Origin of the sequence: Citrobacter sp. Cpo040, assembly GCF_030332915.1 — a bacterium.
GTDB lineage: Bacteria > Pseudomonadota > Gammaproteobacteria > Enterobacterales > Enterobacteriaceae > Citrobacter > Citrobacter portucalensis.
Genome location: NZ_JAOWGX010000033.1, coordinates 261,068 through 279,539 on the forward strand (window position 1 = coordinate 261,068; position 18,472 = coordinate 279,539).

Sequence of the window (18,472 nt, forward strand, 5' to 3'; positions counted from 1 at the left end):
TTAACGATGACGGAATTCACGATGTTCAGCACGCCCGCCAGAAGGCTGGCGCGATGGCTGATTACGGGCGACCTGCCGGCTCTGGGCACCTCGCTGTTGCTGTGCCTGCCAGTTGGCGGAGCGACTGTCGTTACCGCTCAGCGCATTGGCGCGTGGCTGGCTGGTTCGCTGTTGAAGATTGCGCTGTTGCACATTGCGTTGTTGTGCCGGTTGCGTGACCCGTTTCTCCTGTCGCTGGGCGACTGCCTGGCGATTCTCCCGCTGCTGAGTGCTCGTCCGCTTCGCGGTTTGCGGTTTGGTATCGTAACCGCGGTAGTTATTACGTTGGGAAATTTGCTTCAGTTGTTGATTCGATGCCTGACGCTGGGCGTCTCTCGTGCCCGTACGCGCCGTTTGCGGGAATGTTTTCCCCGTCGATTTCTCCATCTGGCTCAGGGCTGCCTGACGCTGGCTATCACGGTTGGCCGGTCTTTGCTGGGTCGAACTTAACCCGGTTGCCGTGTTAGTGGAGTGGAAGCGGTTATTGAGCTGGCTATTTGGGTAAGGCACACCCTCACGGTAGGCCGGGTTATGCTGCCAGGTACGGTTGGCATCTGTCAGGCGCTGCCCACTGATTTTGTTGAAGTTATCAACGTTAATGTTGATGTTGTTATCACCGTTGCGGTTATAGCCGCCATGGTTATCCCAGTCATCATTATGATGGTGGTCGTCGTCGTCATCCCAGTCGATGTTACTGAAGATGGCATAGGTTGTGGCGACACCAAGGCTGAAGCCTAAACCATTGACGAAGCTGTTACCAAATTGCTCACCGGGCGTTGGTGGCAGATAGGTTGGCGGATAGGCGGTATTCGGCCAGGTACCGTAAACCGTGTTCGGGTTATAGGTTGGAACGTACACCACCTGCGGATCGGCGGATTCAATCTTGATGACAGTAGGGCTTGTCGTGGTGGTAGTGCTGGTTGTTGACGTGCTGGTGGCGGTTTTCGCTGGTGCCGCTTTGGTCACGGTGGTGACGGTCTGTTGCGGTGTTGATTGCAGCGCGCCGGTTTGTTGCGCCAGTACACGCAGACGTTGAACGGAATCCATGACGTCCTTCGGCTGTGCGAGGAAAGCATCGCCCAGGCTTTGTACCCACGGCGGATTTTCACCCATCAGTGACATCAACTGAGGAAAAGCGACCAGCGATTTCACGCTGGGATCCCAGGGCTGGCTGGCAACGGCCTGAATGGCGGCATCGCCCTGCATTTTGGGATTGTCTTTTGACCACTGTGCGGCCTGGATGACGTTAGCCGGATAGGTTGAGGCCATCAAAATTTGCGACAACAGCGAGTCTGGATAGAGCGCGATAGGCGCAACCCACTGATCGATTTGTGCTGCTGAGTAGGTTGGTGCCACGGCGGGTGCAGTTTGCTCTACTGGGGCGGGGGCCGCTACGGGAGCTGGGGCCGGTGTTGACGGTTGCTGCGCAACGGGGGCCGGAGCAGCAGGCTCCGTTGTGCGACTTTTAACAAACATCACGCCAGAGGCGGCAAACAGCCCGGCACTGCACAAAAGGACAAGCAGATGTGGCTTAAGGGGCAACTTCATAAAATGACTCCAACGAGACGAGCGCTGTGCCGTGAGGCGTTCCTGTTGCCGCGAGTATTATTCACCCGTGTTAGACAGTTTTGACTTTTATGGTTGATTCACCAGATACGTCCGGAAAAAGAGTGTGAGTATTTATTACACAATTATATGTGATGGCGGAAAAATCGCTGGAATATTCAGCCGATCGCGCTTGAAAATTAACCGTTTATGGGCGGTTTTAAGCTGACTTAATTTCGCCTCACCTTGTCGCTATACCATTCTTAACGATTCAGCCAATTTTTTATGTTGCTTTTTTGTAAACGGATTAACACTTAATGAAAATCCTGTTATTGTGCCTTATGCGGTACCGGGCATTTACCCTACTAACTACTGTCTCACAGGAGCGTGAAGAGAATCGCCCATCTACAAAAGCGCCGCATTATGACAATGAGAGCGAGGAGATATCGTCGTGCTAGAAGAATACCGTAAGCACGTAGCTGAGCGTGCTGCCCAGGGGATTGTGCCAAAACCTTTAGACGCAACCCAAATGGCTGCACTTGTCGAGCTGCTGAAGACCCCGCCTGTGGGCGAAGAAGAATTCCTGTTAGACCTGTTGATCAACCGTGTTCCTCCTGGCGTAGATGAAGCCGCTTATGTTAAAGCTGGTTTTCTCGCCGCTGTCGCAAAAGGCGACACCACCTCCCCGCTGGTTACCCCAGAAAAAGCCATTGAACTGCTGGGCACCATGCAGGGTGGCTACAACATTCATCCGCTGATCGACGCGCTGGACGATGCAAAACTGGCGCCGATTGCCGCCAAAGCGCTCTCTTCAACGCTGCTGATGTTCGATAACTTCTACGATGTAGAAGAAAAAGCCAAAGCGGGCAACGAATATGCGAAGCAGGTAATGCAATCCTGGGCTGATGCCGAATGGTTCCTGAACCGTCCAGCTCTGGCTGAAAAAATCACCGTTACCGTCTTTAAAGTGACGGGTGAAACCAACACCGATGACCTTTCTCCGGCACCGGATGCATGGTCTCGCCCGGATATCCCTCTGCACGCTCTGGCGATGCTGAAAAACGCCCGTGAAGGTATCGAACCGGATCAGCCTGGCGTGGTTGGCCCGATCAAACAGATCGAAGAATTGCAGAAAAAAGGTTACCCGCTGGCTTATGTGGGTGATGTTGTCGGTACCGGTTCTTCGCGTAAATCCGCAACCAACTCCGTGCTGTGGTTCATGGGTGACGACATTCCTCATGTGCCGAACAAGCGCGGCGGCGGCCTGTGCCTCGGCGGCAAAATTGCACCTATCTTCTTCAACACCATGGAAGATGCGGGCGCACTGCCGATTGAAGTGGACGTGTCGAACATGAACATGGGCGACGTGATTGACGTTTACCCGTTCAAAGGCGAAGTACGCAACCACGTAACCGGCGAACTGCTGGCAAGCTTTGAGCTGAAAACCGAAGTCCTGATCGACGAAGTACGCGCCGGTGGCCGTATCCCGTTGATCATCGGTCGTGGCCTGACTACCAAGGCGCGCGAAGCGCTGGGCCTGCCGCACAGTGACGTATTCCGTCAGGCGAAAGACGTGGCGGAAAGCAGCCGTGGCTTCTCTCTGGCACAAAAAATGGTTGGCCGTGCCTGCGGCGTAAAAGGTATCCGTCCGGGCGCGTACTGCGAACCGAAGATGACCTCCGTCGGTTCTCAGGATACTACTGGCCCTATGACCCGTGACGAACTGAAAGACCTGGCGTGCCTGGGCTTCTCGTCTGACCTGGTGATGCAGTCCTTCTGCCACACTGCGGCGTATCCGAAGCCGGTTGACGTGAACACGCATCACACGCTGCCAGACTTCATCATGAACCGCGGCGGTGTGTCGCTGCGTCCGGGCGACGGCGTTATTCACTCCTGGCTGAACCGCATGCTGCTGCCGGATACCGTAGGTACCGGTGGTGACTCCCATACCCGTTTCCCTATCGGGATTTCCTTCCCGGCAGGTTCTGGTCTGGTGGCGTTTGCTGCTGCGACCGGCGTGATGCCGCTGGATATGCCGGAATCCGTTCTGGTGCGTTTCAAAGGCAAAATGCAGCCGGGTATCACCCTGCGCGATCTGGTACACGCCATCCCGCTGTACGCGATCAAACAGGGTCTGCTGACCGTTGAGAAGAAAGGTAAGAAGAACATCTTCTCTGGTCGCATTCTTGAAATCGAAGGTCTGCCGGATCTCAAAGTGGAGCAGGCGTTCGAATTAACCGACGCCTCCGCTGAACGTTCTGCTGCCGGTTGTACCATTAAGCTGAACAAAGAGCCGATCGTTGAGTATCTGAGCTCTAACATCGTTCTGCTGAAGTGGATGATCGCAGAAGGTTACGGCGATCGCCGTACGCTGGAACGTCGTGTGCAGGGCATGGAAAAATGGCTGGCGGATCCGCAGTTGCTGGAAGCCGACGCTGACGCAGAATACGCGGCAGTGATCGACATCGATCTGGCGGATATCAAAGAGCCAATCCTGTGTGCACCGAACGATCCGGACGATGCGCGTCTGCTGTCTGACGTACAGGGCGAGAAGATCGACGAAGTGTTCATCGGCTCCTGCATGACTAATATCGGCCACTTCCGTGCCGCTGGTAAGCTGCTGGATGCGCACAAAGGCCAACTGCCAACGCGTCTGTGGGTGGCTCCGCCAACCCGTATGGATGCGGCACAGCTGACCGAAGAAGGTTATTACAGCGTGTTCGGTAAGAGCGGTGCGCGTATCGAAATTCCAGGTTGCTCTCTGTGCATGGGTAACCAGGCGCGTGTAGCCGACGGCGCAACGGTGGTGTCGACCTCTACCCGTAACTTCCCGAACCGTTTAGGTACCGGGGCGAACGTCTACCTGGCTTCTGCGGAGCTGGCGGCGGTTGCGGCGCTGATCGGCAAACTGCCGACGGCGGAAGAGTACCAGACCTATGTGGCACAGGTGGATAAAACTGCCGTAGATACTTACCGTTATCTGAACTTCGACCAGCTGTCTCAGTATACCGAGAAAGCCGATGGTGTGATTTTCCAGACTGCGGTGTAATGCCCTAAAGCATTTTGTGTAAAAACGCATCAATGCCCGGAGAAGTCTGCTTCTCCGGGCATTTTTATTTCTATTCCTTATACCCACTACGCTTTTTTTCTGCCGCGCTGCTGCGATAATTACAGCAAGGCGCAATGCGGTATTGGCGCATTGCCGGGAGTAGAGGAAGACATTATGGATTACGAATTTCTGCGCGATATTACCGGGGTGGTAAAAGTGCGTATGTCCATGGGCCACGAGGTGGTGGGGCACTGGTTTAATGAGGAAGTGAAAGAAAACCTGGCCTTACTTGATGAAGTGGAACAGGCAGCGCGTGCGGTTAAGGGCAGTGAGCGCTCCTGGCAGCGAGCAGGGCATGAATACACGCTCTGGCTGGATGGCGAAGAAGTGATGGTTCGCGCTAATCAGCTGGAGTTCTCTGGCGATGAGATGGAAGAGGGGATGAGCTACTACGACGAAGAAAGTTTTTCGCTCTGTGGTGTAGAGGACTTTCTTCAGGTTGTGGCGGCATACCGCGAATTTGTGCATCAATCCTGAGATATTTCAGATATCAATGAAGCCGGGTGAGACAAACCCGGCTTTTTTTCATCCGAATGATTATTTGATTTTTATTAATCATTCAAAAACTGTGATCTGCCGCGTTTGTGATCTGATTTTGATTGAATATAATCGTTGTGATTTTATTTAATCACAACATAACAACAGGCGGGAAGACCATGAACATCAAGAAGGCAATAGAACGCGTACCCGGCGGCATGATGGTTGTGCCGTTGGTTATCGGTGCCATTATCAACACTTTTGCCCCGCAGGCGTTGCAGATCGGTGGATTCACCACTGCTTTATTTAAAAATGGCGCGGCTCCCTTGATTGGCGCGTTCCTGCTCTGTATGGGCGCGGGAATTAGCGTAAAGGCGGCGCCGCAAGCTTTGCTACAAGGCGGCACGATTACGCTGACCAAGTTATTGGTCGCGATTGCAATTGGTCTCGGGGTTGAACACCTGTTTGGCGCGGAAGGCATCTTTGGCTTAAGCGGTGTTGCCATTATTGCGGCAATGAGTAACTCCAATGGCGGGCTTTACGCGGCGCTGGTTGGCGAGTTTGGCAATGAACGCGATGTTGGCGCGATCTCCATTTTGTCTCTGAATGACGGACCTTTCTTTACCATGATCGCGCTGGGCGCGGCGGGTATGGCAAATATTCCTATCATGGCGCTGGTGGCGGTTCTTGTTCCGCTGGTGGTTGGCATGATCCTCGGTAACCTCGACGCTAATATGCGTGACTTCCTGACGAAAGGCGGTCCACTGCTCATTCCTTTCTTTGCGTTTGCACTTGGAGCCGGTATTAACCTGGAAATGCTGCTGCAAGGTGGTCTGGCGGGCATTCTGCTGGGTGTGCTGACTACCTTTGTGGGCGGCTTCTTTAACATTCGTGCCGATCGTCTGGTAGGCGGGAGTGGTATTGCTGGTGCTGCGGCATCCAGTACGGCGGGGAACGCCGTCGCGACGCCACTGGCCATAGCACAGGCCGATCCCTCGCTGGCAGAGGTTGCCGCTGCGGCAGCGCCGCTGATTGCTGCGTCGGTCATTACAACCGCCATTCTGACGCCAATTCTTACGTCGTGGGTCGCGAAAAGGCAGTCTCGTCAGACCGTGCAGGAGAAGAAAGCATGAAAATGATCGTTATCGCCGATGACTTTACGGGCTCTAACGATACCGGCGTACAGTTGGCGAAAAAAGGGGCGCGTACCGAAGTAATGCTGACCCCAGCGCAGAAACCGTCGCGCCGCGCCGATGTTCTGGTCATCAATACGGAAAGCCGGGCGATGCCGGCAATGCAGGCCGCCGCGGCTGTACAACAAGCGTTAGCACCATGGTGTGAGGGCGAAGCAACACCGCTGGTATACAAAAAAATAGACTCAACATTTCGTGGCAATGTGGGGGCTGAAGTCACTGCAGCCATGCGTACAGCCGGTCGGACGCTGGCCGTGATTGCGGCGGCAATTCCTGCTGCCGGGCGCACCACGCAGGATGGCTTGTGCCTGGTCCATGGTGTGCCGCTGCTGGAAACGGAATTCGCCAGCGATCCAAAAACGCCCATTCACTCTTCGCGTATTGCTGAACTGGTCGCACTGCAAAGTGATGTCCCTGTACATGAGGTGTCGCTGGTGGATGTGCGTCGGGGAAGCTTGAGTGCGCTGCTGAGCGCTTTTGCAAAAGCCGGCGAATGTATGGTGGTGGTGGATGCCGTGGAAGAGCGAGATCTCGCGCTCATTGCACAGGCGGTTTGTGAGCAAAAACAGATGCCGCTGCTCGTAGGGGCGGCAGGGCTGGCCAATGCGCTACCGGCCGCAACGTTTATGCAAAAAAAGCAGGAATTACCGGTGTTGGTTGTGGCTGGCTCAATGAGTGAGGCAACGCGACGTCAGGTGGAAAAAGCAGTGTGTCAGGGTCGGGCAAAAGTCGTTGATATCGATGCCGCGCGGTTGGTTGCATCGTCATTTGCACAGGAAATGGACTCTGTTATTGAACAGGCTTGCGCGCAACTGAGCCAGCAGCAGCACACGATCTTACGCACCAGTCGATGTGCAGAAGACCGGGACATGATCGACACGCTGTGTTTCAACGTGGGGATGAGCCGCCAGCAGTTGGGAGAACTGCTGAGCCAGCGTCTAGGGGAGATAACGCTGCGCATTATTGAACAAGCACGTATCGGCGGTTTGTTCCTGACCGGAGGCGATATTGCCACGGCGGTCGCCAGTGCGTTGGGTGCTGAAGGGTATCGCATCCACAGTGAGGTCGCCCCCTGTATTCCGTGCGGAACGTTTGTGAATAGCGAGATTGACGACTTGCCGGTTATTACCAAAGCGGGTGGATTCGGTTCTGATACGACCCTTTGCGATGCGCTGTATTTTATTGAGGAGATGTACCGTGGTAACTAAAACAATTGCGATTACGATGGGAGATCCGGCGGGGATTGGTCCGGAAATTATTGTTAAAGCGCTACGCGAAGATGAACTTAATGGTGCACCTCTGGTGGTGGTCGGGTGCCTAAAAACGCTGCAGCGGTTACAGGCTCGGGGGCTGGCTGACGGAGTAACATTTCGCGCTATTGAACAGGTCGCCGATGCCAGATTCACGCCAGATACGATTCATGTGATTGATGAACCGCTGGCGCAGCCTGACGAACTGATTCCGGGTACAGTGCAGGCGCAGGCGGGCGATCTGGCCTATCGCTGTGTGAAGCGGGCGACTGAACTGGCGATGAAGGGAGATGTACATGCCATCGCGACCGCGCCGTTGAACAAAGAAGCGCTGCATCTCGGCGGACACAATTATCCTGGACATACCGAACTGCTGGCAACGCTAACCGAAAGCCGTGACTATGCGATGGTGCTGTACACCGATAAGCTGAAAGTTATCCATGTTTCGACGCATATCGCACTGCGCAAATTCCTTGATACGCTCAATGGGCAACGTGTCGAAACGGTGATTAGTATCGCGGATACCTTCCTGAAGCGCGTAGGCTTTGCACACCCGCGTATTGCCGTTGCGGGGGTGAATCCACATGCCGGAGAGAATGGCCTGTTTGGCGATGAGGAAATTCGTATTGTCGGACCCGCGATTGAGAATATGAAAGCGAAGGGGATGGATGTTTACGGTCCGTGCCCGCCGGATACCGTGTTTTTACAGGCTTATGAAGGTCAGTATGACATGGTGGTGGCGATGTACCACGATCAGGGGCATATCCCGCTGAAATTGCTGGGTTTCTATGATGGTGTAAATATCACAGCAGGTTTACCGTTTATTCGTACCTCTGCCGATCACGGTACGGCATTTGATATCGCCTGGACGGGAAAAGCAAAATCTGAGAGCATGGCCGTATCGATCAAACTGGCAATGCAACTGGCGTAATTTACTGTTATGAAAGGGCAACACCGTCTGGATAAGATTGTGGCGTATTTGAAAAATCATACGCTGGTTACCGTGGAACAGTTGGTTGACGCGGTTGACGCCTCTCCAGCAACGATCAGGCGCGATCTCATCAAGCTGGATGAACAGGGTGTGATCAGCCGCAGCCACGGCGGTGTTGCGTTACGACGCTTTGAAGCGGCGCAGCCAACCACAAACGAAAAGCAACTGCGATCGCCTGCTGAGAAACGGGCGATTGCGCGTTTTGCCGCCTCAATGGTGCGTGCGGGCGATGCCGTGGTGCTTGATGCCGGTACCACAATGCTGGAGCTGGCAAAATGTCTGACGCATTTGCCGCTGCGAGTGATTACCGTTGATCTGCACATTGCCCTGTTTTTGTCAGAATTCCGTCAGATAGAGGTGACGATCGTCGGTGGACGCATCGATGACAGCAGCCAGTCCTGTATTGGTGAGTTTGGCCGGAAAATGTTGCGCAGCGTCTATCCTGATATTGCTTTTATGAGCTGTAACACCTGGAGTATGGAAAAGGGTGTAACCACGCCAACGGAAGACAAAGCGGGATTAAAGCAGGAGATTATTGCTAATGCCCAACGGAAGGTATTGCTGGCGGATAGCAGTAAGTACGGCGCACATTCGTTATTTAACGTCGCGCCGCTTAGTTGCTTTACCGATGTTGTTACCGATGTGAATCTACCGCCAAACGCGCAGACTGAATTAAAAGCGCAATCCGTTGCCCTGACGCTGGTACAGCCAGAGTAACGGCAATCTCAACCCTGATTGCGCCGGAGATTATTTAACGTAGGCCAGCAGGCTCAGAGAGTCACGCGCCAGCGCTTTGCATTTCTTTGCTGTAGGGATGCCGATACCGCTGAGATCGCGGTAGCTGTCTTCACCCAGCGCTTTCATATTGAAGGTGTCGTAATTACTCAGGTCCCACTGGTTTTGCTGGGCAAAAAAGACCAGTGCGCGACGAATCTGCCCATTAGGCAAATTCTGGTATCCACAGTCATTTTTCAGAAAAACAAAAACTGCCGTTAAATCGGCCATATCTTCGGCTTCGGACTCGCTGAGCGCGTAGCTATTTGCGCATACGGCCATCAGGGTGCCGAACAAAACTGTTCTGAAAAACGTCTTCATTGCTTCTACCACTGCATCACGGAATTTAAACGTTAGCATACTGCGAGCGAAGCGACGACCTTTATTATTAGCCGTTCACTTGACCTTCCCGTAAGGGGAAGGCTTATGCTTAAAAGATAGCCTGCTTAAGCTGCTGAATATAAGGAAGTGATTATGCAACGTCGTGACTTTTTAAAGTACTCCGTGGCGCTGGGCGTCGCGTCAGCGTTACCTCTGTGGAGCCGGAGCGTATTTGCCGCAGACCGCCCTGCATTGCCCATTCCTGACCTGCTAACCGCGGATGCCTCAAACCGTATGCAATTGGTCGTGCAAACCGGAAAATCGAGCTTTGCTGGTAAAACTGCGACGACATGGGGATATAACGGCAATTTACTCGGACCTGCGGTCAAGCTGAACAAAGGGCAGTCGGTGACCGTGGATATCCATAACCAGCTTGCCGAAGAGACGACGTTGCACTGGCACGGTCTGGAAATCCCCGGTGAAGTCGACGGTGGGCCGCAAGGCATTATCCCGGCGGGCGGGAAACGTTCAGTGACCTTCACGCCGGATCAGCGGGCGGCAACCTGCTGGTTCCACCCGCATCAGCATGGAAAGACCGGCCGTCAGGTAGCGATGGGACTGGCCGGACTGGTGCTGATTGAAGATGAAGAGATTCGCAAGCTGATGCTGCCTAAGCAGTGGGGCATTGATGATGTGCCGGTGATTATTCAGGACAAACAGTTCTCTGCTGATGGGCAGGTTGATTATCAACTGGACATCATGACCGCCGCAGTCGGCTGGTTTGGCGATACGCTGCTGACCAATGGGGCGATTTATCCTCAGCATGCCGCACCGCGTGGCTGGTTGCGTCTACGCCTGTTGAATGGTTGTAATGCACGCTCACTGAACATTGCGGCCAGCGACAATCGTCCTTTGTACGTTATTGCCAGCGACGGCGGACTGTTGGCGGAACCGGTAAAAGTGACCGAGCTTCCTATGCTGATGGGCGAGCGCTTTGAAGTGCTGGTGGATGTCAGTGACGGCAAAGCTTTTGATCTGGTCACTCTACCAGTCAGCCAGATGGGGATGGCGATTGCGCCATTCGATAAGCCGCACCCGGTGATGCGCGTTCAACCGTTGCTGATTACCGCTTCCGGCACGCTGCCAGATTCGCTGACATCCATGCCATCGCTGCCATCACTGGAAGGTCTGACGGTGCGCAAGCTGCAGCTGTCGATGGATCCGATGCTCGATATGATGGGCATGCAAATGCTGATGAAGAAATACGGCGGTCAGGCCATGGCGGGTATGGATCATGGGAAGATGATGGGCCATATGAATAATGACAATATGGGCCACGGCAATATGAATCATGGCAATATGAACCACGGTGAGATGGGGAATATGCAGCATGGCGACATGGGCAACATGAAGCATGGATCATTCGACTTCCATAATGCCAACCGGATTAATGGTCAGGCATTTGATATGAATAAACCGATGTTTGCCGCGGCGAAAGGTCAGCACGAACGCTGGGTGATTTCCGGTCAGGGCGACATGATGCTGCACCCGTTCCACATTCACGGCACACAGTTCCGCATTCTGTCTGAGAATGGCAAAGCGCCTGCCGCACACCGCGCGGGATGGAAGGACACTGTGCGGGTAGAAGGCGGCGTGAGCGAGGTTTTGGTGAAGTTTGACCACGACGCGCCAAAAGAGCATGCCTATATGGCGCACTGTCATCTGTTAGAGCATGAAGATACCGGGATGATGCTCGGCTTCACCGTCTAAAAAGTTACGCTGTGCTTATCCGGCCTGCAGAAATCTCTCGTAGGCCGGATAAGACACAGTCTCTTTACAGCGTTTCACCGCACGACTCCCTCCTCCTGCAAATTCTTCTATTGCACATAAAGTAATCGCCTTTGAAGCCGATAATCATTGGGTACCCAATGTGAGTTCAATGGATGAAATACTATGATTAAAAATGTGCGTGTTATTACCGGCATTCTTCTGGTTCTCGCCATTTTCTGTTTGCTACAGGTCGTGACAGGAAGCTTTTTTTATTCTGCGGTAAACAATGATCGCCATAATTTCCAGAACTCAGGCACCCTGAATGCCCAACAGGAAAATCTGAGTGACAGCGTCAATACGCTGATTAAAACCCGAGTAACGGTAACCCGCGTAGCAATTCGTTTCTTAAAGAATCAACGCGATCCGGCCTCACTGGCGGCCATTGATACTTTGCTAAAAACGGCGAGTGAGTCGATGAAGAAGGCTGAGGGATACTTCGCGCATTATCAGTCATTGCCGCAGGTGTCGGGGCAGAATCCGCAAATTGCATCTGAAATGGAAAAACAGTATCGGCAGATGCACGACGTGATGGCGTTATCGATAGAGTATCTGCGCGCGAATAACTATCAGGCCTATGGTGATCTTGATGCTCAGAAGGCGCAGGATGAAATGGAAGCCAGCTATGACCAGTGGCGTAACGAAAACAACGCGTTGCTCCAGCACGCGGCGGCTGAAAATCAGCACAGCTTTACCCGCATGCAATGGACGTTAGGGGCAATTGTCATCGCTGTGCTCATCGTTCTGGGCATGATCTGGAGTGGGTTGCAGCATATGCTGCTAAAACCCCTGGCGCAGATCATGGAGCATATCCGTATTATCACCCGTGGTGATCTGACCCATCAACTCGACGTCCAGGGACGTAATGAAATGGGACGTTTGGCGACGGGCTTAGATGAAATGCGACAGTCGCTGATTTCGACAGTCACGTCGGTGCGTAACAGCTCAGAAACGATTCATAGCGGCGCAACGGAAATCTCATCAGGTAACAACGATCTTTCTTCGCGTACTGAGCAGCAGGCTGCTTCACTTGAAGAGACAGCCGCCAGCATGGAACAGCTTACCGCGACCGTGAAGCAAAATACGGACAATGCGAAACAGGCGACTCAACTGGCTAAGAATGCGTCTGATACTGCCGCACGTGGTGGACGGGTTGTTGATACTGTCGTGCACACGATGAGTGAAATTGCCGGTAGTTCACAGCAAATTGCGCAGATCACCAGCGTCATCGACAGTATTGCTTTCCAGACCAATATCCTGGCGCTCAACGCGGCGGTCGAGGCTGCCAGAGCAGGAGAGCAGGGACGCGGATTTGCTGTTGTGGCGGGTGAAGTCCGTACCCTGGCAAGCCGTAGCGCTCAGGCAGCCAAAGAGATCAAAGCGTTGATTGATAACTCAACCCACAGCGTGGGGATGGGATCTCAGCAGGTGTCGGACGCGGGTAAAACGATGAAAGAGATTGTCGCAGCGGTCACCCGCGTGACGGACATCATGGGGGAAATCGCCTCAGCCTCGGAGGAACAGAGTCGGGGGATTGAGCAGGTGAGTCTCGCGGTCTCGCAGATGGACAGTGTCACACAACAAAACGCCGCGCTGGTAGAGGAGTCTGCCGCTGCAGCCGCTTCGTTGGAACAACAAGCTGAACAGTTACGCCTGGCCGTGGCGGCATTTCGCATCACTCGCGATGCCTCCAACGGTGAGCATCGAAAACCACCTATGGATACTCCACGATCGACCTCCGCGGGGAGTTCGCCACAAGACCCGCACTGGGAAACGTTTTAGCCACAGGCTGCCGTGCGCTCCTGGTTTTGATTAATAAGCGTACAAAAAACGACGCAAACGGGTTCTCCTGTGAACTATCAGAGGAACCCGCTCTCTTTACTGGTATACTTCATCAACTGAATTGTTTGTATGCTGTCGCAAGTTTTGTGGTTAGAGCGGATCGCCGTCTGTCAGTCGGTGTATCAACGTAAGCGCTTTCTTTCGATCTGCATGATGTGTCAACTGATAAAAATCAGTGAGTTATAGGGTTTATGAAACATACTGTTGAAGTGATGATCCCGGAAGCGGAGATCAAAGCGCGTATTGCTGAACTGGGGCGCCAGATTAACGAACGTTACAAGGACAGCGGCAGCGATATGGTGCTGGTTGGTCTGTTACGTGGCTCATTTATGTTTATGGCGGATCTGTGCCGTGAAGTGCATGTCTCTCACGAAGTCGATTTCATGACGGCATCCAGCTACGGTAGCGGAATGTCTACCACGCGTGATGTTAAAATCCTGAAAGACCTGGATGAAGACATTCGTGGCAAGGACGTGCTGATTGTCGAAGACATCATCGACTCCGGCAATACGCTGTCCAAAGTGCGTGAAATTCTGAGCCTGCGCGAGCCGAAATCCCTGGCTATTTGTACGCTGCTGGACAAACCTTCTCGTCGTGAAGTGAATGTTCCGGTCGAGTTTATCGGCTTCTCAATTCCTGATGAGTTTGTGGTCGGTTACGGCATTGACTATGCCCAGCGTTATCGCCATCTGCCGTATGTTGGCAAAGTAGTGCTGCTGGACGAGTAATTGGCTGGAGCGCCTGATGGCGCGGGTTTGTAGGCCGGGTAAGGCGTCGCCGCCTCCCGGCAATGTCACATTATTTATGGTTGCTGTGTTTCTGACTCAGGTTAGACAACCCCTGGCGATAGCGCTGTTCCAGCGTTTCGCGGCTGGTGGCGGTGACGTCGAGATCGCGCAGCAGGCCATCATGAATACCGTAAGCCCAGCCGTGAATGGTCACTTTCTGACCGCGCTTCCAGGCTGAACGCATAATGGTTGAGTGGCCCAGGTTATAGACCTGTTCCATGACATTCAGTTCGCACAGGGTGTCCATACGACGTTCCTGCGGCATTTCGCCCAACAGTGAGCTGTGTTTGAACCAGATATCGCGGATGTGCAGTAACCAGTTATCAATCAGCCCCTGTTCTTTATTTTCAATCGCCGCCTGGACGCCGCCGCATCCATAGTGGCCGCATATAATAATATGTTCCACTTCCAGCACATCCACCGCATACTGAACCACTGAGAGACAGTTCAGGTCGGTGTGAATAACCAGATTGGCAACATTGCGGTGAACAAATAATTCGCCCGGTTCAAGACCGGTTAATCGTTCAGCGGGAACGCGGCTATCGGAACATCCAATCCATAGAAAACGCGGATTCTGGGCATGCGTCAGCGTTTCAAAAAATCCGGGATCTTCTTCTACCAGCATCTTTGACCATAGTGCATTGTTGCTGATGAGTGTATCTATGTCTTTCATGGAGTAGCACGACCCGAAGCCAGATAAATTCGATGGGCTAATATAGGGTAACTCCATCATTATTTAAACTATATATAAAATGTCAGAACGTAAGGTAAGTATAAAAACATGACCATTGCTCTGGAACTTCAACAACTTAAAAAAACTTACCCCGGTGGCGTTCAGGCGTTACGCGGGATAGATTTGCAAGTCGAAGCGGGTGATTTTTATGCGCTTTTGGGACCGAATGGCGCAGGAAAATCCACCACCATTGGAATAATCAGCTCGCTGGTGAATAAAACCTCCGGGCGGGTGAGTGTCTTCGGATACGATCTTGAAAAAGATACGGTTAACGCGAAACGCCAGCTTGGCCTGGTACCGCAGGAGTTTAACTTTAACCCGTTTGAAACCGTGCAGCAGATCGTGGTCAACCAGGCGGGTTACTACGGTGTTGAGCATAAAGAAGCGGTCAAACGCAGCGAACTATATTTAAAGCAGCTCGATTTATGGGAAAAACGTAACGAGCGCGCGCGCATGCTGTCTGGTGGGATGAAACGTCGTCTGATGATTGCCCGTGCGCTGATGCACGAGCCGAAATTACTCATTCTGGATGAACCAACGGCGGGCGTCGACATTGAGCTGCGTCGTTCAATGTGGGGCTTTTTAAAGGATTTAAACGACAAAGGCACCACCATTATTCTGACCACTCACTATCTCGAAGAGGCGGAAATGCTGTGTCGTAATATCGGCATTATTCAGCACGGCGAGCTGGTGGAAAACACCTCGATGAAGAGTCTGCTCTCCAAGCTGAAATCTGAGACCTTTATCCTCGATCTGGCACCAAAAAGTCCGCTGCCGAAACTGGAAGGTTATCAGTACCGACTGGTCGACACTTCCACGCTGGAAGTGGAGGTTCTGCGTGAACAAGGGGTCAACAGCGTCTTCTCTCAGCTGAGCGCGCAGGGCATTCAGGTATTGAGTATGCGTAACAAAGCCAACCGACTGGAAGAACTGTTTGTTTCTCTGGTGCATGAAAAACAAGGAGATCGCGCATGATGCAGCTTTACTGGGTTGCGCTGAAAAGCATCTGGGCGAAAGAGATCCACCGCTTTATGCGTATCTGGGTCCAGACTTTGGTGCCTCCCGTCATCACCATGACGCTCTATTTTATTATCTTTGGTAACCTGATCGGCTCGCGTATCGGCGAAATGCATGGCTTTAGCTACATGCAGTTTATTGTGCCGGGGCTGATTATGATGGCAGTGATCACCAACTCGTACGCCAACGTGGCCTCGTCGTTCTTTAGCGCCAAGTTTCAGCGCAATATTGAAGAGCTGCTGGTCGCCCCGGTGCCGACGCACGTGATTATTGCCGGTTTCGTCGGCGGCGGCGTGGCGCGTGGCCTGTGCGTAGGCATTCTGGTCACGGCTATTTCACTGTTCTTCGTGCCGTTCCAGGTGCATTCCTGGGTCTTTGTGGCGCTCACGCTGGTGTTAACGGCGGTACTGTTCTCGCTGGCCGGTTTGCTGAACGCAGTCTTTGCTAAAACCTTTGACGATATCAGCCTGATCCCAACTTTCGTGCTGACGCCGCTGACCTATCTGGGTGGCGTGTTCTATTCGTTAACGCTGCTGCCGCCGTTCTGGCAGGGACTTTCGCATCTGAACCCAATTGTCTACATGATTAGCGGCTTCCGCTACGGCTTCCTGGGTATTCATGATGTTCCGCTGGTCACCACGTTTGGCGTGCTGGTGGTGTTCATTGCGGCGTTTTACTTGCTGTGCTGGTACCTGATTCAGCGCGGACGCGGCCTACGTAGCTAATTCTTTCTTCCTCTCCTGACTCGGGAGAGGAAGACTTTTGATGCTTATCACCATTACCGATTTATCACCCTGATAAACTACTTGCCTGCTAAGGAGGTAGGCAATGTTAGGTTGGGTAATTACCTGTCATGACGATAAGGCACAGGATATGCTGCATCGTCTGGAGAAAAAGTACGGTCCGTTGGAGCAATGTCAGGCGGTAAGTTTCTGGCGTGGGCTCAGCTCGAATATGTTAAGCCGCATGATGTGCCATGCCCTGCATGCCACAGACTCTGGTGAAGGGGTAGTATTTCTGACGGATATGGCCGGGGCTGCGCCATACCGTGTAGCCTCGTTAATGAGTCATAAACATCCCCAGTGTGAAGTGATTTCAGGTATCAGCTATCCATTGCTTGAACGAATGCTTTCGTCGCGGGAATTACTGAGCAGTTCTGCGTTTCGCGATTGCATCGTCGCGCTTGGCGGCCCCGAAGTCTCCAGCCTCTGGCATCAACAACAAAAAAATCCCCCCTTCGTGTTGAAGCATGATTTGTATGAGTATTAATCATTGGTATTGATGATGCTTTTGCTACAATAGCCGAGGTTTCTCGCCTCGGTTATCTCATATGGTTATGCGCGTTCTGTTTGTTCTGTTGCTCCTTTTCTCTGGTGGCGTAGGTGCGGCCTTGCCCGCTCGCTATATGCAAACCACGGAGGATGCGGTGATCTGGGCGCATATTGGCAATAAGACGGAGACTGTCGGTAATTTACGCGCCGGACAGATTATTGCCGTTGAACCGGATGCAAAGGATTACTACACCTTCAACTTCGGTTTTGGCAAAGGCTACATCGACAAAGGGCACCTGGAACCTGTGCAGGGGCGTCAGCGTGTGGAAGACGGCCTGGGTGACTTAAATAAACCGTTAAGCAATCAGAACCTGGTCACCTGGAAAGATACCCCGGTCTATAACGCGCCGGACGTTGGCAGCGCACCGTTTGGTACTCTGGCGGATAATCTACGTTATCCGGTGCTCAGTCGGTTGAAAGACAGACTGAATCAGACCTGGTACCAGATTCGCATCGGCGAGCGGCTGGCCTATATCAGCGCGCTGGATGCCCAGCAGGATAACGGTATCCCGATTCTGACTTACCATCATATCCTGCGCGATGAAGAGAACACGCGTTTTCGTCATACCTCCACCACCACCTCAGTGCGCGCGTTCAGTAACCAGATGACCTGGCTGCGAGATATGGGTTATACCACGCTGACGATGTATCAGTTGGAAGACTACCTCAATAATCGTGCGAACCTCCCGGCGCGTTCGGTCGTTATTACGTTCGATGATGGCCTGAAGTCCGTTAGCCGCTATGCGCATCCCGTCCTCAAGCAGTATGGCTTTAAGGCGACGGCGTTTATCATTAGCTCACGTATCAAGCGCCACCCGCAAAAGTGGGATCCGAAATCGCTGCAGTTTATGAGTATTTCCGAGCTGGAAGGGATTAAAGATGTATTCGATTTCCAGTCGCACACTCATTTCTTGCATCGGGTGGATGGCCAGCGACGACCTATTTTACTCAGCCGTAACTATCACAATATTCTGTTTGATTTTGAACACTCCCGTCGGGCGCTCGGGCAGTTTAATCCGCATGTGCTCTATCTTTCCTATCCGTTTGGCGGCTATAACGCGACGGCGGTGAAAGCGGCGCATGACGCTGGTTTTCATTTGGCGGTAACGACGGCGAAAGGGAAGGTAAAGCCTGGCGATAACCCGATGTTGCTAAAGCGGCTGTATATCCTGCGGACGGATTCGCTGGAAACAATGTCGCGGCTGATAGTCAATCAGCCGCAGGGGTAAGGGCTG

The 18,472-nt window shown here is 53.0% G+C and carries 16 protein-coding genes; 13 read left to right on the forward strand and 3 right to left on the reverse strand.

Annotation, left to right across the window (positions count from 1 at the left end):
• Nucleotides 1-1,587 (reverse strand): DUF3300 domain-containing protein, encoded by a 1,587-nt coding sequence (locus OGX86_RS04235; RefSeq protein ID WP_286639391.1) that lies wholly within the window; start codon nt 1,585-1,587, stop codon nt 1-3.
• A gap of 448 nt (nt 1,588-2,035) precedes the next feature.
• Here OGX86_RS04235 and acnB point away from each other — a divergent pair, with 448 nt between their 5' ends.
• From acnB to OGX86_RS04265, 6 genes are all read left to right on the forward strand, one after another.
• Nucleotides 2,036-4,633: a bifunctional aconitate hydratase 2/2-methylisocitrate dehydratase gene (gene acnB, locus OGX86_RS04240; protein ID WP_048214930.1), complete on the forward strand. Its 2,598-nt coding sequence runs from the start codon at nt 2,036-2,038 to the stop codon at nt 4,631-4,633.
• Nucleotides 4,634-4,807: 174 nt separating this feature from the next.
• Entirely contained in the window at nt 4,808-5,170 is a 363-nt protein-coding gene (gene yacL, locus OGX86_RS04245) for a protein YacL (protein ID WP_020996227.1), read from the forward strand.
• Between the two features lie 179 nt (nt 5,171-5,349).
• Entirely contained in the window at nt 5,350-6,303 is a 954-nt protein-coding gene (locus OGX86_RS04250) for a 2-keto-3-deoxygluconate permease 1 (protein WP_048214928.1), read from the forward strand.
• Nucleotides 6,300-7,571, forward strand: a complete 1,272-nt coding sequence (gene dtnK, locus OGX86_RS04255) for a D-threonate kinase (protein ID WP_286639393.1) — start codon at nt 6,300-6,302, stop codon at nt 7,569-7,571. The genes OGX86_RS04250 and dtnK overlap by 4 nt, the downstream gene beginning before the upstream one ends.
• Entirely contained in the window at nt 7,561-8,544 is a 984-nt protein-coding gene (locus tag OGX86_RS04260; protein ID WP_136391523.1) for a D-threonate 4-phosphate dehydrogenase, read from the forward strand. The genes dtnK and OGX86_RS04260 overlap by 11 nt, the downstream gene beginning before the upstream one ends.
• Nucleotides 8,545-8,553: 9 nt before the next feature.
• On the forward strand, nt 8,554-9,321 hold the full coding sequence (locus OGX86_RS04265; RefSeq protein ID WP_008786221.1) for a DeoR/GlpR family DNA-binding transcription regulator: 768 nt from the start codon (nt 8,554-8,556) through the stop codon (nt 9,319-9,321).
• A 30-nt stretch (nt 9,322-9,351) separates the two neighbouring features.
• Here OGX86_RS04265 and OGX86_RS04270 read toward each other — a convergent pair whose 3' ends face one another.
• A complete protein-coding gene (locus OGX86_RS04270) occupies nt 9,352-9,699 on the reverse strand; it encodes a YacC family pilotin-like protein (RefSeq protein WP_032941691.1) in 348 nt (115 codons plus the stop codon).
• 153 nt (nt 9,700-9,852) lie between these two features.
• Between OGX86_RS04270 and cueO the strand changes: the two genes are divergently transcribed.
• The 3 genes from cueO (at nt 9,853) to hpt (ending at nt 14,096) form a co-directional block, all read left to right on the forward strand.
• Entirely contained in the window at nt 9,853-11,469 is a 1,617-nt protein-coding gene (gene cueO, locus OGX86_RS04275) for a multicopper oxidase CueO (RefSeq protein WP_286639396.1), read from the forward strand.
• A gap of 183 nt (nt 11,470-11,652) precedes the next feature.
• Complete coding sequence (tcp, locus tag OGX86_RS04280; RefSeq protein ID WP_284106279.1) at nt 11,653-13,308, forward strand: methyl-accepting chemotaxis citrate transducer; 1,656 nt, start codon at nt 11,653-11,655, stop codon at nt 13,306-13,308.
• 251 nt (nt 13,309-13,559) lie between these two features.
• On the forward strand, nt 13,560-14,096 hold the full coding sequence (gene hpt / locus OGX86_RS04285) for a hypoxanthine phosphoribosyltransferase (RefSeq protein ID WP_003018658.1): 537 nt from the start codon (nt 13,560-13,562) through the stop codon (nt 14,094-14,096).
• Nucleotides 14,097-14,166: 70 nt separating this feature from the next.
• Here the strand turns inward: hpt and can are convergent, their stop codons facing one another.
• Nucleotides 14,167-14,829: a carbonate dehydratase gene (gene can / locus OGX86_RS04290; RefSeq protein ID WP_003018654.1), complete on the reverse strand. Its 663-nt coding sequence runs from the start codon at nt 14,827-14,829 to the stop codon at nt 14,167-14,169.
• Between the two features lie 108 nt (nt 14,830-14,937).
• Between can and OGX86_RS04295 the strand changes: the two genes are divergently transcribed.
• The 4 genes from OGX86_RS04295 (at nt 14,938) to OGX86_RS04310 (ending at nt 18,466) form a co-directional block, all read left to right on the forward strand.
• A complete protein-coding gene (locus OGX86_RS04295) occupies nt 14,938-15,864 on the forward strand; it encodes an ABC transporter ATP-binding protein (RefSeq protein ID WP_003829469.1) in 927 nt (308 codons plus the stop codon).
• Nucleotides 15,861-16,631: an ABC transporter permease gene (locus OGX86_RS04300; protein ID WP_003829467.1), complete on the forward strand. Its 771-nt coding sequence runs from the start codon at nt 15,861-15,863 to the stop codon at nt 16,629-16,631. The genes OGX86_RS04295 and OGX86_RS04300 overlap by 4 nt, the downstream gene beginning before the upstream one ends.
• A gap of 103 nt (nt 16,632-16,734) precedes the next feature.
• A complete protein-coding gene (locus OGX86_RS04305; protein WP_048214923.1) occupies nt 16,735-17,175 on the forward strand; it encodes a PTS sugar transporter subunit IIA in 441 nt (146 codons plus the stop codon).
• 61 nt (nt 17,176-17,236) lie between these two features.
• Nucleotides 17,237-18,466, forward strand: coding sequence for a polysaccharide deacetylase family protein (locus tag OGX86_RS04310; RefSeq protein ID WP_136391525.1), 1,230 nt, complete (start codon nt 17,237-17,239; stop codon nt 18,464-18,466).
• The last annotated feature ends 6 nt before the right edge of the window (nt 18,467-18,472 follow it).